Below are 21968 nucleotides of genomic sequence, written 5' to 3'. Positions count from 1 at the left end.
TTTACGAATGCGGATGATGATGTCTAGCATAGCATGTGATGCCAGTGATGCAACACCGGGCGCGGACAAAACGCTGCTGCGGCGTAGTTTGCTGGCGACACGCAAGTCGATCAGCCCGGCCTGCCGCCAGGATTGGGACGCAGAACTTGGGCGGCGGGTAATCGCCTGGGCCACGCTGTGGACTGATACGCATCCGGGCGGCACGCTCGGCGTCTATTGGCCGATCCGCGGCGAACCGGATTTGCGCCCGGCCTATACCGAACTGGCGGCGTGCGGCATGCGGCTGGCATTGCCCGTGGTGGTCGGCAGCGATAGTCCATTGCGGTTTGTCAGCTGGACTCCGGGTGAAGCCATGGCCAAGGACGGATTCGGCGTTGCCATACCGGCAAGCGACGTAACGGTAGCGCCACAGGCCTTGTTGATTCCCTGCGTGGGCTTCAACCGGCACAAAATACGGCTGGGTTACGGCGGTGGTTTTTATGACCGGACGCTGGCGCCGTCGTCATTGCCGCGCCCGCAGGCAATTGGCATTGCCTATGCCTGCGGACTGGCCGAATTTGACGGCGCTGCGCATGATGTGGCGCTGGATGCAATCATCACCGAAACAATTGTTATAAATGCGTGAATTTATAACTTAAGCCGCTGCCAGATCGCGATAGTCGCAGCCGATTGATTCAGCGTGTAGAAATGCAAACCGGGCGCACCGCCTGCCAGCAGACGTTCACAAAGCTGGGTCACCACATCCAGGCCGAAGGCGCGGATCGAATCCGTGTCGTCGCCGTAGCTGGCGAGCTTGAGACGAATCCAGCGCGGGATCTCGGTACCGCACATATCTGAAAAACGCATCAGCTGCGAATAATTGGTGATCGGCATGATGCCGGCAATTACCGGTATCGTCGCGCCCAGCTTTTGCGCCTCTTCTACAAAGCGGAAATAAGCATCCGCATTGTAGAAATATTGCGTAATGGCGCCGTCGGCGCCGGCTTTCACCTTGCTGACATAACGCTGCACGTCGTCTTGCGGCGACTTGGCTTGCGGATGCATTTCAGGGTAGGCCGCGACTTCGATATGAAACCAGTCGCCGGTTTCAGCGCGAATGAATTCCACCAGTTCATTGGCATAGCGGAATTCGCCGGAAGAAATATCCATCGCGCCGTAACCGCTTGGCAAGTCACCCCGCAACGCAACCAGATGCTTGATGCCGTTATCCTTGTATTGCGTCAGAATCGAGCGCAACGATTCGCGCGAGCTGCCCAGGCACGACAGATGCGGCGCCGCCTCAAGGCCTTCACTACGGATGTCGAGCACAGTATCCAGCGTACCCTTCTGGGTCGAACCGCCGGCGCCGAAGGTGACCGAAAAATACTTGGGGTGCAACTCGGCCAGTTTGGCACGCGTTACCCGTAATTTTTCTGCGCCTTCAGGGGTCTTGGGCGGGAAAAATTCAATGCTGAAATTCTTTTTTGCCATTTTTTGCATCATTCAATCATTTATTCAATTTTTCTTCAACAGCAGCGTCGAGAGTGCCCACGAAACAATGCTGTACAAGATGGCACCGCCAACCGCCGACCAGAAACTGGCCACGTAGAATCCGCTCACCAGATGCGACACCAGCCAGAACATCAAGCCGTTGATGATGAAGATGAACAAGCCCAGCGTCAGCAAAGTTGCCGGTAAAGTCAGCAGCAACAGGATCGGACGAATCAGGGTATTGACGAAACCCAGCACCAGCGCCGCGATCAGCGCCGCACCGAAACTGGCAAATTGCACCGAGTGCATCAAATACGGCACCGCCAGCAAGGCCAGGGTATTAATCAGCCAGGTAATCAGTAAACGCATCGTGTGTTCCTCTTGGTGATGAAAGAACTGCGGTCGGCACATACATATGCATACGCGCCGATAGCAGTCTCGCGATTAACGCGATTAATAGCGGTAGTGTTCCGGCTTATACGGACCGGTTTGCTTGACGCCGATATAAGCGGCTTGCTCTTCGGTCAATACAGACAGTTGCGCATTCAGTTTTTTCAACTGCAGGCGCGCGACTTTTTCGTCCAGGTGTTTTGGCAAGGTGTACACGCCGACCGGATAGGCTTTCGTGTTCACGAACAATTCGATCTGGGCGATGGTCTGGTTAGCAAACGAAGAACTCATCACGTACGAAGGATGGCCGGTACCGCAACCCAGGTTAACCAGGCGGCCTTCTGCCAACAGGATGATGCGTTTGCCGTCCGGGAAAATGATGTGATCGACTTGCGGCTTGATGTTTTCCCAGGTGTATTGCTTCAGCGCGGCGACTTCGATTTCGTTATCGAAGTGACCGATGTTGCAGACAATTGCCTGGTCTTTCATTTTTTGCATGTGGGCGTGGGTGATCACATGGTAGTTGCCGGTGCAGGTGACGAAGATATCGCCATGTTCAGCAGCGTATTCCATGGTCACGACCCGATAACCTTCCATCGCCGCCTGCAAGGCGCAGATCGGATCGACTTCGGTTACCCAGACTTGCGCCGACAATGCGCGCATGGCTTGCGCCGAACCCTTGCCGACGTCGCCATAACCAGCGATCACGGCAACCTTGCCGGCGATCATGACGTCAGTGGCACGCTTGATGCCATCGACCAGCGATTCGCGGCAACCGTACAGATTGTCGAACTTGGATTTGGTGACGGAGTCATTGACGTTAATTGCCGGGAACGCCAGCTTGCCTTCCTTGTGCATCTGGTACAGGCGGTGCACGCCGGTAGTGGTTTCTTCGGTCACGCCTTTGATCTGGGCCAGGCGCGTCGAATACCAGTTTGGCGCAGTCGCCAGCTTTTTCTTGATCGCGTTGAACAGGCAGATCTCTTCTTCGGAGCCTGGATTGTTCAAGACCGAAATGTCTTTTTCTGCGCGGGTGCCGAGGTGCAGCAACAGTGTTGCATCACCGCCGTCATCCAGGATCATGTTGGCTTGCTGTTCGCCCGGCCATTCGAAAATGCGGTGCGTGAAGTCCCAGTAGTCATCCAGCGATTCGCCCTTGAAGGCAAACACTGGCGTGCCGGCAGCGGCGATCGCTGCGGCGGCGTGGTCCTGGGTCGAATAGATATTGCAAGATGCCCAGCGTACCTTGGCGCCCAATGCTTCCAGCGTCTGGATCAGCACGGCGGTCTGGATCGTCATGTGGATCGAACCGGTAATGCGTGCGCCTTTGAGCGGTTGTGCAGCGGCGAATTCTTCGCGGATCGCCATCAGGCCCGGCATTTCGGTTTCGGCGATCTTGATTTCCTTGTCGCCCCAGGCGGACAAGCTGATATCGGCAACCACGTAATCGTGGGTAGAGGAATTTGTAGGTGCGTTCATGACTGCGGCGTTCATCACGCCCTCCTTTCGTTAGAAAAAAAGTAACGTGAGCGCAGTTGCAAAATGACTGTACCAAGCCTGGCAGACCATGTCTGTCGCAACGCTCCTTGGATACGAGCCGCTATTTTAAAGCAAAACGGCAGGGTTTCGGCTAGCTGAAGTAGATATTCCGGCTATCCGGGTTAGCAAATAACCAGCTCACCCTCAGACCCAGCCCATTTCATGCAACTCGCTCTTGATATAAGCATAGTAAATCGGCGCGGCTACCAACCCTGGCAAACCGAATGCCGCCTCGGCCAGGACCATGACCAGCAGCAACTCCCAACTGCGGGCGTTGATTTGCGAACCGACAATCCGCGCATTGAGAAAATATTCCAGCTTGTGGATCACCACCAGGAACACCAGCGCCGCCAATGCCACATAGACCGATACCGACAGGGCCACCATGACGATCAGCGTGTTGGAAATCAGGTTTCCGATCACCGGCAGCAAACCCGCCAGGAAAGTGACGATGATCATGGTCTTGGTCAATGGCAGGTGGACGCCGCCGAGCCGCAGCACCACCAGCAGGAAAATCGCCGTCAGTGTCGTATTCAACAGGGAAATCTTGATCTGGGCGAACACCACGCGATGAAAAGCGTCTGCCAGCAACTGCGCCCGTCCCAGCAATTCGCCGGCCAGCGGTTGCAGCAACGGCATCGGGTGCGCCGCATTCAGGGCCACCATGGCGCCCAGCACCATGCCTACCAGCACATGCACGAATACCTGTACCGCTTCCTTGCCTGCCAGTTGCACTTCTCCGCTATGGGATTGCAGCCAGTCGCTGACGATTTGCCGGATATCTTCGACGTCGTCCGGCAGGTATTCCTGCAGCCAGGCCGGCAGTTGGGTACGCGCCTGGTCCACCACCACCAATAATTTGGATTGCAGCACTTGCAGGCGATCGGGACCGCCGTGGAAGAAGGCTACCAATCCGAAAATGATAAGCGTCAGCAGTCCGATAATAATCGCCGACAGAAACACCACGGAAATCAAATGGGCTCGTTGGCTGGTGAGACGACGCTGAACGAATGGCGTCAAGGTGCGAACCAGTTCATACACCAGCAAACCGGCCAGCAGCGCCGTCAGCATGTGCAGACTCATCACCAGGAACAGTGCGGCTAACGCCACCAGCCAGGCTGCCAGGCGAAAGCGTGGCAAAGCGGTGATCACCGGCCGCAACTGACCAGGATCGGATGGCGCTTCGGTAGCGGACTCAACAGCGAATTCAGGGGCAGGTTTGGGGGCGGAGGCCATGTGGGGACTTGGTTAAATCAAGCGCAATACATCAAGTGCTGCTGCCGGATCATTCTTTTAGGGAGTCACTGAAGTGGTCAGTGTAGCAAGTCGTTACCATCGTGAAAAGCACGATTCTGGCATCGCCGGTGATTTGGCTTGATTTGGCCAGGCAGGGAAGGATATCCCTGCCTGACCTATACAGCAGTTACAGCGAGCAGTTACAGCGAGCAGTTACAGCGAGCAGTTACAGCGAGCAATTACAGCGAGCAATTACAGCGCAGCAGCTTTCAGGGCTGCAGCCTTGTCGGTGCGTTCCCAGGTGAACTCCGGCTCTTCGCGGCCGAAATGGCCGTAGGCGGCAGTCTTTTGGTAAATCGGACGCAGCAAGTCGAGCATTTGCACAATACCCTTCGGACGCAGGTCGAAATGTTCGAGCACCAGCTGCGCCAGTTTTTCGTCGCTGATCTTGCCGGTGCCGAAAGTGGTCACCATCACCGAGGTCGGCTTGGCGATGCCGATTGCATACGATATCTGGATCTGGCAGCGCGAGGCCAAGCCTGCAGCAACGATATTCTTTGCCACATAACGGCCGGCATAGGCCGCCGAACGGTCGACCTTGGATGGATCCTTGCCGGAGAATGCGCCACCACCGTGGGGGGCAGCACCGCCGTAGGTATCGACAATGATCTTGCGCCCGGTCAGGCCGCAATCGCCTTGCGGACCACCGATGACGAAACGGCCGGTCGGATTGACCAGGTAACGGGTATTTTGCAGCCATTCCTTCGGCACTACCGGTTTGATGATTTCTTCGATCGCCGCTTCTTCAATCGCTTTGTGCTGCATTTCCGGCGCATGCTGGGTCGACAACACCACGGTATCTATCGCCACCGGCACGCCATCGACGTATTTCAGCGTAACTTGCGATTTGGCGTCCGGACGCAGCCATGGCAGGCGGCCGTCTTTGCGCAATTGCGACTGGCGCTCGACGATTCTGTGGGCGTAATAAATTGCAGCCGGCATCAGTTCCGGCGTTTCATCGCAGGCGTAACCGAACATCAATCCCTGGTCGCCCGCGCCTTGATCGAGATCGAGGCCCTTGCCTTCATCCACGCCTTGGGCGATATCCGGCGATTGCTTGTCGTAGCCGACCAGCACCGAGCAACTTTTGTAGTCGATGCCGTAGTCGGCATTGTCGTAGCCGATACGCTTGATGGTTTCGCGTGCAACGGCGATGTAATCGACGTTGGCAAAGGTAGTGACTTCACCTGCCAGTACCACCAGGCCGGTATTGCACAGGGTTTCGGCAGCGACCCGGGCTTGCGGGTCCTGGGTGAAAATCGCGTCGAGAATCGCGTCGGAAATTTGATCAGCGACTTTATCGGGGTGACCTTCGGAAACGGATTCCGAGGTAAAGAGGTATTCATGTGCCATTGCAAGCTCCAACAAAAAACAAGTGGTGACCATGTCGCAGTCAAACCTGTTGAGCCTGCGACGCTTTAGCGAAATTTGTATGCCGCCTCGCAAGTTGTCTATTAACTCGGCGGATGATGCTGATTGCTACAATTACTATATATTAAATATATTAAGATAATTCGATTATGATGATTCCGATAATTTCAACGATTCCTACCGGCAATCTGCCTGCCTTCCAAAAGCGTTTTACAACGCCGTTCGGTTTTCAGACTATTGTGCTATTTTACGCCTCTTGAAAAAAATCGGCAAAACCTAACCTCTTTTAGCTCTTTTCGAGCTCTGCTAATGCTTGTAACGCTCTTTCGCCTGCTCTCGGCACTACCTCTATTTTTCCTACACGCAATAGGGACGCTGGGCGGCTGGCTGGTGTACCTGGCCTCTGGCGCGTATCGCAACAAATTAAAAGACAACCTGTTCCGGGCCGGTTATCAAACGGCTTTGCCGCAAGCCATCAGTGAATCCGGCAAAAGCATGTTCGAGCTGCCATTTATCTGGTGCGCGGAGCCGCAGCGTGTGCTGCGTACCGCCACTATCGAAAACTGGGAACTGGCGCAGGCAGCGCTGGACGCCAAGACCGGCGTGATTTTCCTGACCCCGCATCTGGGCTGTTTTGAAATCATCGCCCAGGCTATCGCCACCAAGACCCCTCTTACCGCGCTCTATCGGCCGCCTCGCAAAGCCGCTCTCAAGCCCTTGATCGAAGGTGCGCGAAGCCGCCACAACCTGCTGTTGGCGCCCGCTAACCTGGCGGGTGTCCGCACCCTCTTCAAGGCACTCAAGAAGGGCCAGGCAATCGGCTTGCTGCCGGATCAGGTACCGCAAAACGGCGAAGGGATATGGGCAGATTTTTTTGGGCGTCCGGCCTATACCATGACCTTGCCGGCCAAGTTGCAACAAATGAGCGGCGCGCCGATTATCCTGTCGTACGCCGAACGCTTGCCGTACGGCCGCGGTTACGTGATCCGCTTTGTGCCATTCGATGAAACCCCGGGTCACACCACGGAACAACGCACGCTGGCAATCAACCTGGCCATGGAGAAGCTGATCGCACGCTGTCCGGCGCAATATATCTGGAGCTACAACCGTTACAAGACCCCGCCCGGAGTCGCCGCACCGTCGGCTCCCGCCCCATCCGCCCGGGAGCCGCAGGCATGAGGGCGTTGCTCGGATTGTTGTGGCTAGCGCATTTTTTACCGCTGTGGATCCTGGGCCCGGTTGGCGAAGCCTTGGGCTCATTGTTGTTTATCATCATGAAACCACGGCGGCATATTACGCTGACCAATCTACGGCTTTGCTTTCCTGACATGCCGGAAGCTGAGCGCGTGGTGCTGGCGCGCCGCCACTTCCAGGCTTACTCGCGCAGCGTGCTCGAACGCAGTGTGTTGTGGTGGGCTTCGGAAAACCGTTTGCGGCGCCTGATCAAGATTGAATCGGATCTGCCGCTCAGCACCTTGGCGGCTGGCCCGACCATTCTGCTGTGCCCGCATTTCGTCTGCCTGGAAATCCCTGGCATTGCCTTGGTGCTGAATTCGTCGACTTCGATTTGCACTATCTATACACGCCAGCAAGATGGCGTGATCGATGCTGCGCTGCTGAAGGGGCGCTCGCGTTTTCGCCCGGTCAAACTGTTTACCCGCGAACAGGGTGTCAAACCTATCATCCGGGCAATGCGCGAAGGGTTTCCCTTTATCATGTTGCCGGATATGGACTTCGGCATGAAGGACGCCGAATTCGTATCGTTTTTTGGCATCCAGGCCGCGACTCTCACCGCCACCGCGCGGATTGCCGCTGCCACCAAAGCCAAGGTGGTGCCGATGATCGCGACCTTTTTGCCCGGTTACAAAGGCTGGAAGGTCACCTTTTATCCGGCCTGGGAAAATTATCCGGGCGACGATATGACAGAGGCAACCCGCCGCATGAACGCATTTATCGAAGACCGTATCCTGGAAGCACCGGCTGAATATTTTTGGGCCCACAAACGCTTCAAGACACGGCCGCCGGGGCAGGCTGATGTTTATTCGCCACCAGTGCCAGACCATACCGACAGTGCTGCGCGCTAACACTGTTTCCAGCATAATGTTCTTATGAAACTCAAATTCACAAAAATGCACGGCGCCGGCAATGATTTCGTCGTGATTGACGCGATTCACCAACGGATCGATTTCACTGCAGCGCAATGGCAACAATTGGGCGACCGCCGCTTTGGCGTGGGCGCAGATCAAATGCTGGTGGTTGAAAAATCGCAGGCGGAGGGCGTCGATTTTCGCTATCGGATTTATAACGCCGACGGCGGCGAAGTCGAACAATGCGGCAACGGTGCCCGCGCCTTCGTCAAATTCGTGACCGACAAAGGCCTGACCGGCAAGCGCACGATCAGGGTAGAAACCATGTCCGGCATCATTGAGCCGAGGCTGGAAGACGACGGTCGCATTACGGTCGATATGGGCGCGCCGATCCTGGCGCCCGCCGCAGTGCCGTTTGATGCCAGTAATCTGAGCAGCCAGACGATGGGCGAGGATGCGCTCTGGCCGTTGGATATCCAAGGCAAACAAGTCTGGATTTCAGTGGTGTCGATGGGCAATCCGCACGCAGTGCAAGTGGTTGAAGACAGTGAAGCGGTGCCGGTCTTGATCGACGGCCCGTTGATAGAACATCATCCCCGCTTTCCAAGACGGGTGAATGCAGGCTTCATGCAAGTAATCGATCGCCACCATATCAAGTTGCGTGTATTCGAGCGCGGCGCCGGTGAAACCCTGGCTTGCGGCACCGGCGCCTGCGCGGCGGTCGTGGCTGGCATTCGACGCGGCTTGCTGGACACCCCGGTCAAGGTGCAAACCCACGGCGGTGAATTATCGATTGCCTGGACTGGGAACGGCCAGCCGGTATTGATGACTGGTCCTGCAGTGTCGGTATTCGAGGGTGAGATTGAAATCGACTGAATCAGAAATCGGCTAATGCGCTGAAGCAAAGTAGTCTCAACTGATTTTATCAGCCGGTCTCAGTCTCGGCTTCCTGCGCCGCTGCCGGCACCGCGGTTTTGAAGCGGTAAAGGCGTTGCCGGTAATTTCCTTCCGGTCCGTCCGGGCCGCAATCGACATCTTCGAACAAGCGTGCAATCCGGCTCAGCGCCTGACGCTCGTCGCCGGTCTGGATCTGGATCAGGCGCCGCTTGCTGCGCGCGTACTGGGTGCGGATATCGACCACCAGGCAGTGCCCGCAATCGGCCAGGTTCAAATCCAGCAACAGCGCTTCCGGCCGGCTCAAGCCGAATAAGGTCGCCAGTTCGATCCGCGCCGCCAGAAACGGATGCGCCGTGACTTGTTCGCGCGTCAATTGCTGCCTGGCCGCCTCGGCCCATGGCGCCACCTGCGCGCTATCGGCAATTTTCGCCAGCAATCCCGCCGCCTCGTTACTGCCTTGGGCAGCGGCCTTTTGCAGCCAATACACCGCACGCACGTCGTTAGCCTGCTTCTCCCTCCGGGTGCGCCAGGCACTCAGGCCGCACTCCAGTTGCGCCGCGCAATGCCCCATTTCAGCGGCATGCTCCAGATGGCGCTGCATATCCACCAGATTGCGCTGGGAAAACTCGGATTTCAGATAAATCCGCGACAAGGCATACCAGGCATCCGCCAAGCCGGCCTCGCCTGCCAGCGTCAGCCAGCGGATGGCTTTTTTGTAGTTGGCCGAACCGCTCCCTACCAGCAAGCGCTCGCCGTCGCTGTTCATGCGGGCATGCCACAGGCCCAGCGCCAGCTGCGCGGCTTTGTCATCGCCATACGCGGCCAATTCAAGAAACTGCTGCACTTCGGCGGCATCGAAGGTATCGCTGGCCTGCAGCACCTGGGCACACCGCACCAGCAAAGACAGGTTTTCTTCACCCAGTTGTCGCGCCAGGGTTTCCGACGGCACATTCAGTTGCGCCAGTATGTCTACATACTGCTCGGAAAGCGCCCTGGCCAGCGGCAGCGCCCGTTCCAGGAAAACCGGCCAGTCGGCATTTTCCCAGGCCAGTTGCGCCAGCGATTGCTGTGCCTGCATCACGCCGGCATCGGCGGCACGCGCGGTCCACTTTAATGTTGCGTCCTGTTCAGGCATGGGGGCACGCCGGATCCCGGCCAATTGCTCGTTCGACACGACCGCGCGATTGGAAGCTTGAGCCGGCACGCTGTCGGCATGCTGCGCCAATAACCATTGCGCCTCGGCGATGCCGGCATTGGCAGCGGTCTCCAGTACTTTGATGACTTTGCCACGCAGCCCTTGCAACACATTCGGATCGCTGCCTTCGCGGCGCAATACCAGTTGCGCCAACACCAGGCCGGCCTGCATCAGGCCCGCATCAAAAGCACGCTCATACCAAACGCAAAGTGCCAGCGGGTCGCTGGCAGCTTGCGCCACTTCAAGCGGAATATGGCTGCCAATCAGCATCCAGGCTTCGGATTCCTGTTGTTGCGCGGCCCGATCCAGCCAATGCAGCGCCGTCGACAAACTTTGCGGCAAGCCGTTACCGCCGAATAAATAGCGCTTGCCCAGGGCTAACTGCGCAGCCGCCTGCCCGGCGCGCGCTGCGCGAATAATCGCCAAGTCTTCACGTTTAGCCATAAGTACTCATTACCAAAACGTAAATTATGCTCGATAAATGGATGGAATTTTATTTTTGCTTGGTTTTTACGATATGTGGATCTTTTACGCAACATCAACTCCCGGCCGACAAAAAAACTTATGCGATGACAGCGTTGTGCGGTGCCGCTCTCGAAGACCAACAAAGAAATCACGAAAAATCGGCCAAAAATTATCAAAATCGCTTAATTTCAGCCAACTAACGCCACTCTGCTCTTTAAAAAATGAAGTCTTCGATGCGTGTAACAGCTATTCGGCTGGCTGTGCCACCTGCACTGCAACCCATATCCTGTTTTTGCAATAGACAAGAGCGGTAAATACAAACCGGAACCCTTCACTAGCCCTCGCAATAAGCCTAATATTAGTTACGTAATTAGTTACGTAATATGTGCAAGTGCCAAATTGCACACGCCGCAATACATCTGTTTGCGCAAATCCGGGCCGCTGCAAGCACAGCCAAAGCCCTTCCCTGCCTGTCACAAAAATACAACACAATTAACAATCTTCTTCAATTTCGACCAATTTATAGCGTCACAGGAAACCAAACCGCCAGCATTGCCAGCGAGACCCCTTAATGTTCATCCATCCGGCAAGATGTACGGATCCTTAAGACAGTTTTCTAAATAAAGGACGTCAAATGAAGAAATCACTAATCGCACTGGCCGTACTCGGCGCAATCGCAGGTGCAGCACAAGCTCAAAGCTCCGTAACCATCTACGGTATCGTTGATACTGGCCTCGTTTACACAAGCAAAGCTATCTCGCCAGCTGGCGGCACAGGCAGCAAATTCAGCGTTAACTCCGGCATCATCCAAGGTTCGCGTCTGGGTTTCAAAGGCGTTGAAGATCTGGGCGGCGGTCTGAAGGCTCTGTTCCAATTGGAAGCTGGTTTCAACAACGACACTGGCGCATTGAACGGCCAAGACAAGGGCACAACTAACCTGTTCCGTCGTAAATCGGTAGTCGGTCTGGGCGGCAACTTCGGTTCCGTTCTGCTGGGTCGTCAAACTGACGTCCTGGACGACGTCAGCCAATGGACTTCGGTTCAAGATTTCGGTGGCGTAACTGGTTCCGTTGGCCACAACTTCAATCGTTTGGAAGGTACACGTACCAACAATTCGATCCGTTACAACACACCAGATCTGTCCGGCTTCACAGCTAGCGCAATCTACGGTTTCGGCGAAGCAGCTGGCCAAACTTCGAACGGTCAATCGTTCGGTCTGGGCGGTCAGTACGCTAACGGCCCACTGGGTCTGTTCGCTGCTTACTACCAATCGAAACTGGGCACTCCTGGCGGCACTAACGCCAGCGACACTTCGATCCTGGGCAACACATCGTTCGCTGGTCACGGCGCTGCCGGCGACACAGCTCTGAAGACATTCAGCCTGGGCGCTAGCTACCAAGCCGGTCCTGCGCGTCTGTACGGTAACTGGTCGCGTACCAAGCAACCTCTGGCATTCTCGTCGACTCTGGGCACTACTGGCGTTCTGCAACCAGGCAGCTTCACAGTTGGCAGCTTCAACAACACCAAGGCTGACATCTTCGAACTGGGCGTGAACTACGCTGTTACTGCACCTCTGCACCTGTTGGCTAGCGTTCAATACAACAAGCTGACATTTGCTGATGCAGGTTCCGCCAAGGGCAAGCTGACCCAAATCAACCTGGGTACTGACTACTTCCTGTCGAAGCGTACTGACCTGTACGCATTCGTGTCGAACCTGCGCGCTAAGGATGCTGTCAATCCAGGCGTGTTCGGCGACAGCCTCGGCAACACTGGCAACCAGACAGCAGTTGCTGTTGGTATCCGCCACAAGTTCTAATTTAAGCTGACCGAACCCGCAGCAACAAGCGGGCAAGGTTGCTTGACTAGAGATGTAAAAGGCCCACATGGCTTGCCATGTGGGCCTTTTTTATTGCCCGGCGATTAGCGTAAGACTCCAAAGTTGTCACGCACCGACATAGCGGTGTACTCTTGATCATTCCTTTTATTCATCACAGACACACATGACCCTTCAACTTGATCCCGATACTATCGCCCAATATCTGATCGACTCCCCGCATTTTTTCGAAGAACATGCCGAACTGCTGGCCAAGATCCGTCTCACCAGCCCTCTGTTAGGCCGGGCTGTGTCGCTACAAGAGCGGCAAATGGAAGTACTCCGCGAAAAAATCAAACTGCAGGATTTGCGCCTGGCCGACATGATTCGCAATGCCCAGGAAAATGATGCAAGCGCGCACAAACTGCACAGCTGGACCCGCAGCTTGCTGCTGGCCCGCAACGACGTCGACCTGCCGCACACGCTGGTCGATGGCTTGCGCACCGGTTTTGCGGTACCTCAGGCCACCTTGCGGTTGTGGGGCGTCGCCGAGGAATATTCACACACCTGGTTTGCGGCAGCGGCCTCCGAGGACGCCAAGATTTTCGCCAACGGCTTGAGTTTGCCGTTTTGCGGCAGCAATAATGATTTCGAAGCTGCCGCCTGGCTTGAGCAGGATATCCAGTCCGTCGCCATGCTGCCCTTGCGTAGCACCAGCAGCAGCGCCACCGCCTCGGCAACCTTCGGCCTGCTGGTGCTGGGCTCTCCCGATCCACAACGCTTTAGCGCCGACATGGCGACTGATTTCCTGGTGCAAATTGGCGAAACCGCAAGCGCTGCGCTAGCCTGTCTGCTCGAGTAAACAACTCATCCCTCCCATCGTGAGCGACGACGCCAACCAGACCTGCCTCAGCGGCTACCTTGATAGCCTGGCAGGTCAGCGCCAGCTGTCAGCGCATACGATCAGCAACTATGCGCGCGACTTGAAGGAACTGGCGAGCCTGACGCAGGCACTCGGCGACGGCTGGGAGTTCGCCGCCGTCACGCACTTTCACATCCGTAAATTTGCCGCGCAATTGCACTCCCGCGGTTTGAATCCAAGTTCGATTGCGCGCAAGCTGTCGGCCTGGCGCGGCTTTTTCGAATGGCTGGCAGAACAGACCACGCTCGCCAGCAATCCGGTCGAAGGCGTGAAAGCGCCAAAGCGCGCCAAACCGCTGCCGAAAGCCATGGCCGCCGATGACGCGATTCATCTGGTCGCTAGCGGCAACCCGTTGGCCGACGCCGGATCCAGCATGGCGTTATGCAATCACGCGATGTTTGAACTGCTGTATTCCAGCGGACTGCGAGTCTCGGAACTGGCAGGGCTGGACCTGCGCTATTGCAAGCAAGCAGGTTATGAATCGGCCGGCTGGATCGACCTCGACGCGGCCGAAGTGACCGTCACGGGTAAAGGCGACAAGAAACGCAGCGTGCCGGTTGGCCAACCGGCAATACAAGCGGTTGCGGCGTGGCTGCCGCAACGCCAGGCGCTACTGAAAAATGATCAGATTGACAAAGACGGGCATGCCGTTGCCCTGTTCCTGAGCGAACGCGGCACCCGCGTATCGCCGCGAGTGATCCAGTTGCGCCTGAAGCATCATGCGCAATCGCTTGGCATCGCCAGCAATGTCCATCCTCATGTGCTACGTCATTCATTCGCCTCGCACATGTTGCAGGGCTCCGGTGATCTGCGCGCGGTACAAGAATTGCTGGGGCATGCGTCGATCGCCGCTACCCAGGTCTACACCTCGCTTGATTTCCAGCGCCTGGCGCAGGTTTATGATGCCGCCCACCCGCGCGCCAAGAAAATCTCGGATACATGATCCCCAGATGCACAGACAGGTAAATGTAATCTTTTGGACTGGTTAGTTCGAACCACCATCACATCAAATATGCAACTGAATTGCATTTCAGGCATAATTGAAATCTCACCCACCCATACTGCATTATGAACCCAGGCCCAAAATTGAAATCTGCCGCTACCGCCGCAACCGCCAAGGGCAACACCCATCAGCATGCGGCGGCATTGGCCGAGGCGCAGTTGCGCGACGTTGCACTGCGCATCACACCGGCACGCATCAAGGTATTGGCGACCCTGCTGGAGGCGCGTTGCGCTTTTTCACATCAGGACATGCAGGACCAGTTTACCGAGATGGACCGGGTAACCTTGTATCGCGCCCTCGATTGCCTGACCGATGCCGGCCTGGCGCACAAGATTGCCGGCGACGATCGTGTGTTCCGCTATAGCGCCGGCGCCGAGCACGGCGATTCCAGCCCCCACGGCGGCGCAACGCATCATGCCCAACACCAGCACGGGCATTTCAAATGCACCCGCTGCGCCAAGGTATTTTGCCTGGACGGCAGCGGCGACGCCGGCTTCCTGGACAGCATACTGGCGCTTGGCGACAGCCATGCCGGCACAACTACACCGGCCAAGCTGCACAAACAACTGCAACAAGCTTTACAAGACACGCTGGGCAAGGGCTTTCAAGGTCATGAGATCGAATTGACCATCAAAGGCTGGTGCGCCGATTGCGCGCATTAGCCCATGGCATCCGCAGCGTTCATAGCCATAGCTTGCTAAGCTGAATTTCCACCTGGTTTTCTATCCTTTTTAGTTTATATTTTTCCGAATCCCACTATGGCACTCATCCCCACCACGATCCTGACCGGCTTCCTCGGCGCCGGCAAAACCACTCTGCTCAACCGTATCCTGCAACAGCAGCATGGCCATAAAATCGCCGTGATTGAAAATGAATTCGGCCAGGAAAATATCGATAATGAAATCCTGGTTCAGGACAGTACCGAACAAATCGTCGAAATGAACAACGGTTGCATCTGCTGTACCGTGCGCGGCGACCTGATCGTTGCCCTGACCACGCTGGCGCGGCGCCGTGCCGCCGGTGAACTGAATTTTGACCGGGTGATTATCGAAACCACCGGCATGGCCAATCCGGGGCCGGTAGCGCAAACCTTCTTTGTCGACGATGAAGTGGCGATGCACTTCATGCTGGACGCGATTGTTACCGTGGTCGATGCAAAACATGCCATGTCGCAGCTCGACCAACAGGAAGAAGCGCAACGCCAGGTAGGTTTTGCCGACAAATTGCTGCTCTCCAAAACCGACCTGGTGAGCGCAGAAGAAATTGCTTCCTTGACCAGCCGCCTGAAACGCATCAATCCGCGCGCACCGATCATTACATTGGATCCGCAACACACACCGATAGACGAAATCCTGGATATCCGCGGTTTCAATCTCAACGCCAAGCTCGAAATCGATCCTGACTTTTTGGCAACGGAAGAGCACGCTCATGAGCACAGCGGCGACGATTGCGATCATCCTTCCCACGCGCACGAAGCCCACAGCCATCACGACCACCACCACGCACATCACGATGATGAAATAGCCGCTTTTGTGTTCAAAAGTGAAAGGCCCTTCGATACTGCACGCCTGGACGAATTCCTTGGTGGCCTGGTGCAAGTATACGGACCGCGCATGTTGCGCTACAAAGGCGTATTGTTGATGGATGGCGCCGACCGCAAAGTTGTGTTTCAAGGCGTGCATCAGATCATGGGCAGCGATGTCGGCGGCAAATGGGATGCAAATGAGACACGCGGCAGCAAAATGGTCTTCATTGGCAAGAATCTGCCGAAAGACATCTTTATTCGCGGTTTGGAGCAATGTTTGGTATAAACTATGGCAGTTTTGCGCTGGGAAATCACTGGATAGCGTGCCAATCGCATCGTCGCTTGGCTGCTGATTTAAGGGAGAGGACCATGAACCTGACCGTTAAAAAGACCGTTGCCAACAAGGCATCGGCCTCGCTAGGCAAATTGACGCCGAAAACCCGGCCGGCTAGTGCTCCCGCCAGTAAAGCAGTTAAAAGCGCAGTTAAAAGCGCAACCAGCAGCGCAAAAATAGCTGAAAAAGCAGCAAAAATCTCCACCAGGGCGCCACTAAAGACTGAGTCCCCTGCTGCAACCGCAAGTAAGGCTGCGTCCAAAGTTGCCAAACCCAGCCCCAAACCTGTTGTAAAATCCTTAGCCAAGAAAACGGCGACGGCCAAATCTGTTACCAGCTCCGCTCCGGCGGCAGAGAAGGCAACGCGTAATGAGGTAACACGAGATATAACTCGAGATACATCGGTGAAAGCCAGTAGTTCTGTTACAAAGAAACTGAGTTCCCCAACGGCCAGATCCGGCGCTAGCAGCACCAGCGACAAGCCCGCAAGTGCCGGATTAACGGATAAAATTGAAAAAAACGTCGTATCGAAAGCAAGCGAAGTGGCTACTAAAACAACCAAACCAACCTCCGAATCCATTCTGTTGACCGAAGAGCAAATCCTCAAGATGAGCGAAAAGGACTACATGAATGAGGCGCAACTGGCTTTCTTCAAAGCGCGTTTGCAGCAGTTAGAAATCGACCTGCTCAAGAACGCTGGAGAAACCACTGAGCATTTGCGTGAAACCGTCCTGGTGCCGGATCCAGCAGACCGCGCCACCATCGAAGAAGAACATGCGCTGGAATTGCGTACCCGCGATCGCGAACGCAAATTGCTGAAGAAAGTACAGCAATCGATCGCATCGATTGACGCCGGCGAATACGGCTGGTGCGAAGAAACCGGTGAACCGATCGGCATTCCACGCTTGCTGGCACGCCCGACTGCAACCTTGTCGCTGGAAGCGCAACAACGCCGCGAACTGAAACAAAAGCTTTACGGCGATTGATCACCGATAACGGCCAGGAGGCTGTGGGAAAATTTAAGCCAAGGTAGCATTGCAGCCTTGGTTGGCTTTCCTGTAGCCTTCAGCTCGATCTTGATCCTTGATCTTTGATCCTGGATCGTTACCCGCTTTCGCCGTTGTTGCGCCGTTGTTATTTCCACGCTACCAGACTCCTTGATGTCCGCCCAGGTACTCCGCTCAAGACGCCAGCACGCCGCGCATGCGCCAGTGCTGGCGTTGGTGCTGATATGTGCGATCCTGTTCGCCCAATGGCTGGGTCTGACGCATAGCATCGTCCATGCCGCCTGGGAAAACAAGCAATCGACCCGACTGACGCACATGACGTCGGTAATCGAACGCACCATCGAAGGTAGTGGCAAAGCACATCACTCTTGCGCGGCATTCGACGACGCCACCCTGGCAGCGACGATTTACTCGACGCCGCTGACATTACCGCCACTGCCCGGCAAACATGTGCTGGCGCTGTGGCAGGCATTCGCCTCCTGGGATGCCCCTTTCTCCTGCCATTTCTCACCTCGCGCACCACCCCGCTCCTGACAGGACGCAGTTACCGGCTTCGCTCATTCCGAAGCAAATCATTCGAAACAAATCATTATTTGTTGCCGTCGCCTTTGATCGTGCGCGATTGATTGCGCTGCGTATCGATTTTGCATAGCTTTTGCATCGATATCGCATCAAAACCACATCAATTCCGCATCGACTCGGACAGCGACGGCCATTACCTGTCCAGGAATCATCATGCTTGTCCAACGTACGCTGTTATCCAGCGCGGTTCTGTCCGCGTTAACCGTTCTTTCATCCGCAGCATCTGCCGTAGATGTTCAACCCGGCACCGCGGAGCAGATTAAGCCTTTGCCACAGATCGTGGTCAGCGCCAGCCCGCTCAATCCCCATGTCGACACCCAGATCCTGAGTCCGACCAAAGTATTGTCCGGCGAAGAATTACGCAACAAGACCGGCACGTCGCTAGGAGACACCTTGTCGCAAGAACTCGGCGTATCGGCATCCGGCTTCGGCGCCGGCGCTTCCCGCCCCATCATTCGCGGCATGGAGGGTCCGCGCGTCAAGATTCTGCAAAACGGCATGTCGGTGGCTGATGTCTCCAGCCTGTCCAACGATCACGCGGTAGCCTCCGAAGCTGCAACCGCGCGTCAAATTGAAATTCTGCGCGGCCCGGCCGCATTGCTGTATGGCTCCGGTGCCATCGGCGGCCTGGTCAACGTCGTCAATGACCGCATTCCGACGCAGCTGCAAAAAGAGCTCAGCGGCGAAGCCGAGGCCCGCTATAGCAGCGGCGACAACGGCAGAAGTACATCCGTGACCCTGGACGGCTCTACCGGACCGATAGGGATGCATCTGGACGGCAATTGGCGCGATACCGGCAACTACAAAATCCCGGGACATGCCACCCAGAACGATCCTGGTTCAGCGTCAGGGCGCTTGCCTAACTCTTTCACCCACGAAACCGGAGCCGGCATCGGTGCCTCGTATATCGCTTCCTGGGGTCATATAGGGGCATCGGTGGCAACCCTGGCTGACCATTACGGCATTCCCACCGAGGAAAAATCGTTCATCGATCTGCATCAAAACCGTTACGACATCGCTGGCCAGATCGATGATCCTTTCGTCGGCTTCGAAAAATTCACATTCAAGCTCGGCCATACCGACTACACACACACCGAGAAAGAGGAAGACGGCACTCCGCACACGATTTTCTCTAATCAATCGACTGAAAGCCGATGGGAACTGGCGCACAAACCGGTGGCCGGGTGGCACGGCACTGTCGGCATGCAAACCGAAGACACGCGCTTCTCCTCGCTCGGTGCGGCAAGCGGCTTACCCGACACGGTCCCTAAAACAAAATCCACCTCATTTGCCGCATTTTTAGTCGAAGAGCGTGAATTCGGCCCCATCCTCGCCAGCGCCGGCTTGCGTTTAGAATCGTTGAAACGTCAACCCGATGAAACAGCCAGGCTGCCTGACCGCAAATTCAATCTGGCGTCTTACTCCGTAGGCGGCTTGTGGCGCTTCGCTTCCGGCTACAGTTTCGGCCCGACAATCTCTATTGCACAACGCGCACCTACCGCAGAAGAGTTGTATTCGCATGGCCCGCATGAAGCGACTGCCACTTTCGACATCGGCGACCCTGCTTTGAAAAAAGAGACCTCACGCAACATCGAGCTCACATTGCAGAAAACCACAGGCTTGGTACGTTGGAAAGCCAATTTGTTCGAAAACCATGTGGACAACTTCGTTTATGGCCGCATGGTCGAACCCGTTGAAGGCGACCACGATCACGACCACGGCGATTTCGCAGAGCGGTTCTGGTCGCAAGCCGACGCCATCATCCGCGGCGCCGAAGCAGAGATCAGCTACAACTTGCGCGGCGAGGGATTTTCCATGCGCGGCTTTGCCGACACTGCCCGCGGCAAGCTCAAGCAAATGGGTAACCTGCCATTGCAGCCGGCTAGCCGTTTCGGCATCGATCTTGGTTATGCGCAGGGGCCATGGCGCAGCGGTGTCAGCATCTTGCGCGCGCTGCAACAAGATCGGCTGGCAACCTTTGAAAACAGCGCGACGCCGGCATACACCAAGATTGACGCCAATCTTTCATATACCCAGAAGCTCGGTTCGCACCAGCTCACCTGGTTTGCTTTGGCCAAGAACTTGTTGAATCAAGACATCCGCCTGGCAACTTCTGTGTTGAAAGATGTTGCACCACAACCTGGCCGCAGCTTGATCCTTGGCGTACGCACCAGGTTCTAAATTCCTGGCTTGGAAAACCGGGATTGCAAAGCAAGGAAATCATGCATGCAAAAGCATGCGGGCGTTGCAATTCCGGTTTGCTTTCGAGTGCATGTTTATGAACAAAATGTCTATTTTCCATGTTCGACATGCAAATATCGCAACACATTTATGTCATAACTTAGGGTGTTCCAGACATACTTCCGGTGTTGCTTTGTGTTACCTTTAGAGGTATCGATTGATCGTGCTTTTTTACTCTTCAGAATATGTAAAAGTGCGCAAAAGCGAGAACGGCATCAAAACAAAAATGTGGCCATAAACATAGCAAAGCAATGGCAAAGCGATGATAAATGCGCATCTGAAAACTTGCGGAACAGGTATCGGCCAGTTAACCGTATTGCGCCGTATTACGCAACCCGGTTTTCAATAAGAATCACAGCTACTCATACAGCTTTAACAGCAACTTACTTTCGGGATTGACACGTGGGGATTTTCTCGCTCTTCGGCAAAAATAATCGTCCAAACGGCGCTTCACCGGTGGATGAAAAAGTACCAGCCGCGGCAGACGATCAAGCGCCGGTTCTGTTTGGCGAAAGCCAGGAGCGGCTGACCAACTCGACCACGCTGCGCGATGGTACGGCGCGTGCTACGACGTCCATGAAGATCGATGCGATCGAGTCGGAGATGTCGTCCGAATTCGTCCATCTGCCGCCCGCTTCCAAATCATCCCTCGATACCAACAGCGCGTCGCCGATCACGACTGCGCAGGGCCCGAACACCACCCAGATGACGCTGCCGGTGATGAGCAGAACCACCGAATATCTGGACGATCAATCGAGAAGCGGCAGCATCGAAGTGTCCGTGTCAGATACACCGGAAGTGATTGAAGAGGCAGCGGTATTATTCGCCAGCGATCAGAGCGACATCGCCGAAGCGCTGTTGTTGAATGCGATTGCTGAAAACGATCTCGGCTCATCGACGCATATTGTCTGGTGGATGCTGCTGGATCTGTATCAGATCACCGGCAAGCAACAGGAATTCGACAATCTGTCGGTCGATTTCGCTAACAAATTTGAAACTTCGCCGCCGACCTGGATCGATATCATGACGCTCGATCCGCAGGCAAAGAATCAGGAAAAACCTGGCGCGCTGCCGGCGGTAGCCTTCTCCGGCAAGCTCGACGCCAACATCGGCAAGCAACTGGAACGCGCGCAAAAGCTGAGCGCCACCCATCCGGCGGTGCGCCTGGAGTTTACCCGGGTCAGCTCGGTCGACCCGATCGGCTGCGGCCTGTTGTTGCGCATGTTAAAAAAACTGCAAAAGTCCGGGCTCGACCTGGTACTGGTCGGCGCCGATGAACTGGCCGGCAAGATCCGCGAGATCCTGCTGGTCGGACGGCGCGACGAAACCGCCGCGCCATGGCTATTGCTGCTGGAAATCCTGCATCTGCTCAATCTCGAACAAGCCTACGAAGACGCCAGCATAGATTATTCGATTACATTTGAAGTTTCGCCGCCGCCATTTGTAAAACCGCACGCCAAGGTCATTACCGCTGCCGAAGACAATACCCTCAGTGCAAGTACCGGCAGCAGCAGCAACAACAGCTTGCTCATGCCGATACTGATCGAAGGCCGAACCGAGGAGTTGCTGACCAAGATTCAAACCCATGCCAATACCTACAACCCTGCGATCATGGATTGTTCGCGGCTGGTCCGGGTGGATTTCAGCGCAGCCGGCGAACTGTTGAATGGCTTGTCGATGCTCGTCAGCAACGGCAATGCAATTGAATTCCATAGCGTCAACCACCTTGTGACAGCCTTGTTCAAGGTCGTAGGCATACAAGAAGTGGTACGTGTGGTGCCGCGCAAGAATTAATAATCAAGTTCAGATACCAAGTTTAAAAAATTAAACT

Annotated in this window: 20 protein-coding genes and 1 riboswitch; of the genes, 13 read left to right on the top strand and 7 right to left on the bottom strand. The window is 55.7% G+C overall.

All coding sequences use genetic code 11. The features are described from left to right. Positions 1–13: 13 nt before the first annotated feature. Complete coding sequence (locus tag KHU29_RS09210) at positions 14–625, top strand: 5-formyltetrahydrofolate cyclo-ligase (protein ID WP_343216042.1); 612 nt, start codon at positions 14–16, stop codon at positions 623–625. Between the two features lie 2 nt (positions 626–627). On the opposite strand, the gene metF is transcribed toward KHU29_RS09210, so the two are convergent. From metF to metK, 5 genes are all read right to left on the bottom strand, one after another. Further along, positions 628–1470 carry a methylenetetrahydrofolate reductase [NAD(P)H] gene (gene metF / locus KHU29_RS09205; protein ID WP_211452498.1) on the bottom strand — a complete coding sequence of 281 codons (843 nt, stop codon included), beginning with the start codon at positions 1468–1470 and terminating at the stop codon, positions 628–630. A 24-nt stretch (positions 1471–1494) separates the two neighbouring features. Further along, on the bottom strand, positions 1495–1839 hold the full coding sequence (locus KHU29_RS09200) for a phage holin family protein (protein WP_041742591.1): 345 nt from the start codon (positions 1837–1839) through the stop codon (positions 1495–1497). Between the two features lie 84 nt (positions 1840–1923). Continuing rightward, positions 1924–3354, bottom strand: a complete 1431-nt coding sequence (gene ahcY / locus KHU29_RS09195) for an adenosylhomocysteinase (protein WP_211452497.1) — start codon at positions 3352–3354, stop codon at positions 1924–1926. Positions 3355–3380: 26 nt separating this feature from the next. Further along, positions 3381–3455, bottom strand: a riboswitch (S-adenosyl-L-homocysteine riboswitch). Positions 3456–3543: 88 nt separating this feature from the next. Then, positions 3544–4635 carry an AI-2E family transporter gene (locus KHU29_RS09190; RefSeq protein WP_246541738.1) on the bottom strand — a complete coding sequence of 364 codons (1092 nt, stop codon included), beginning with the start codon at positions 4633–4635 and terminating at the stop codon, positions 3544–3546. Positions 4636–4887: 252 nt separating this feature from the next. Then, positions 4888–6048 (bottom strand): methionine adenosyltransferase, encoded by a 1161-nt coding sequence (metK, locus tag KHU29_RS09185; RefSeq protein WP_092357785.1) that lies wholly within the window; start codon positions 6046–6048, stop codon positions 4888–4890. A gap of 327 nt (positions 6049–6375) precedes the next feature. Here metK and KHU29_RS09180 point away from each other — a divergent pair, with 327 nt between their 5' ends. From KHU29_RS09180 to dapF, 3 genes are read left to right on the top strand one after another with little or no spacing between them, the layout of a single operon-like run. After that, on the top strand, positions 6376–7245 hold the full coding sequence (locus tag KHU29_RS09180; RefSeq protein ID WP_211452496.1) for a lysophospholipid acyltransferase family protein: 870 nt from the start codon (positions 6376–6378) through the stop codon (positions 7243–7245). After that, the gene (locus KHU29_RS09175) at positions 7242–8150 is read left to right on the top strand and encodes an LpxL/LpxP family acyltransferase (RefSeq protein WP_211452495.1); all 909 of its coding nucleotides are present in this window, start codon (positions 7242–7244) and stop codon (positions 8148–8150) included. Before KHU29_RS09180 ends, KHU29_RS09175 begins: the two co-directional genes overlap by 4 nt. 24 nt (positions 8151–8174) lie before the next feature. Continuing rightward, entirely contained in the window at positions 8175–9029 is an 855-nt protein-coding gene (gene dapF / locus KHU29_RS09170; RefSeq protein WP_211452494.1) for a diaminopimelate epimerase, read from the top strand. Positions 9030–9078: 49 nt separating this feature from the next. Here the strand turns inward: dapF and KHU29_RS09165 are convergent, their stop codons facing one another. Continuing rightward, a complete protein-coding gene (locus KHU29_RS09165) occupies positions 9079–10689 on the bottom strand; it encodes a tetratricopeptide repeat protein (protein ID WP_211452493.1) in 1611 nt (536 codons plus the stop codon). A gap of 655 nt (positions 10690–11344) precedes the next feature. On the opposite strand from KHU29_RS09165, the gene KHU29_RS09160 reads away from it, so the two are divergent. The 5 genes from KHU29_RS09160 to KHU29_RS09140 all read left to right on the top strand — a co-directional run bounded on the left by KHU29_RS09160 (position 11345) and on the right by KHU29_RS09140 (position 16259). Further along, on the top strand, positions 11345–12526 hold the full coding sequence (locus KHU29_RS09160) for a porin (RefSeq protein WP_211452492.1): 1182 nt from the start codon (positions 11345–11347) through the stop codon (positions 12524–12526). Between the two features lie 184 nt (positions 12527–12710). Then, positions 12711–13385: a DUF484 family protein gene (locus KHU29_RS09155; protein WP_211452491.1), complete on the top strand. Its 675-nt coding sequence runs from the start codon at positions 12711–12713 to the stop codon at positions 13383–13385. A gap of 19 nt (positions 13386–13404) precedes the next feature. Next, complete coding sequence (gene xerC, locus KHU29_RS09150) at positions 13405–14388, top strand: tyrosine recombinase XerC (protein WP_211452490.1); 984 nt, start codon at positions 13405–13407, stop codon at positions 14386–14388. A gap of 125 nt (positions 14389–14513) precedes the next feature. Continuing rightward, positions 14514–15110 carry a Fur family transcriptional regulator gene (locus KHU29_RS09145; protein ID WP_211452489.1) on the top strand — a complete coding sequence of 199 codons (597 nt, stop codon included), beginning with the start codon at positions 14514–14516 and terminating at the stop codon, positions 15108–15110. A gap of 96 nt (positions 15111–15206) precedes the next feature. Further along, complete coding sequence (locus tag KHU29_RS09140) at positions 15207–16259, top strand: CobW family GTP-binding protein (RefSeq protein ID WP_211452488.1); 1053 nt, start codon at positions 15207–15209, stop codon at positions 16257–16259. Between the two features lie 25 nt (positions 16260–16284). Here KHU29_RS09140 and KHU29_RS09135 read toward each other — a convergent pair whose 3' ends face one another. Beyond that, positions 16285–16869, bottom strand: coding sequence for a hypothetical protein (locus tag KHU29_RS09135; RefSeq protein ID WP_211452487.1), 585 nt, complete (start codon positions 16867–16869; stop codon positions 16285–16287). 19 nt (positions 16870–16888) lie between these two features. On the opposite strand from KHU29_RS09135, the gene dksA reads away from it, so the two are divergent. The 4 genes from dksA to KHU29_RS09115 all read left to right on the top strand — a co-directional run bounded on the left by dksA (position 16889) and on the right by KHU29_RS09115 (position 21931). Continuing rightward, positions 16889–17293 (top strand): RNA polymerase-binding protein DksA, encoded by a 405-nt coding sequence (gene dksA, locus KHU29_RS09130; RefSeq protein ID WP_038497220.1) that lies wholly within the window; start codon positions 16889–16891, stop codon positions 17291–17293. A 174-nt stretch (positions 17294–17467) separates the two neighbouring features. Then, on the top strand, positions 17468–17848 hold the full coding sequence (locus KHU29_RS09125) for a hypothetical protein (RefSeq protein ID WP_211452486.1): 381 nt from the start codon (positions 17468–17470) through the stop codon (positions 17846–17848). Positions 17849–18049: 201 nt separating this feature from the next. Then, on the top strand, positions 18050–20077 hold the full coding sequence (locus tag KHU29_RS09120; protein ID WP_211452485.1) for a TonB-dependent receptor: 2028 nt from the start codon (positions 18050–18052) through the stop codon (positions 20075–20077). Between the two features lie 462 nt (positions 20078–20539). Further along, a complete protein-coding gene (locus KHU29_RS09115; protein ID WP_211452484.1) occupies positions 20540–21931 on the top strand; it encodes an STAS domain-containing protein in 1392 nt (463 codons plus the stop codon). Positions 21932–21968 lie beyond the last annotated feature (37 nt).

This window comes from Collimonas antrihumi (assembly GCF_018304965.1).
In the GTDB taxonomy this organism is placed as follows: domain Bacteria; phylum Pseudomonadota; class Gammaproteobacteria; order Burkholderiales; family Burkholderiaceae_D; genus Collimonas; species Collimonas antrihumi.
Note: the sequence above shows the minus strand (reverse complement) of the source record. Positions and strands in the feature narration are given on the sequence as shown.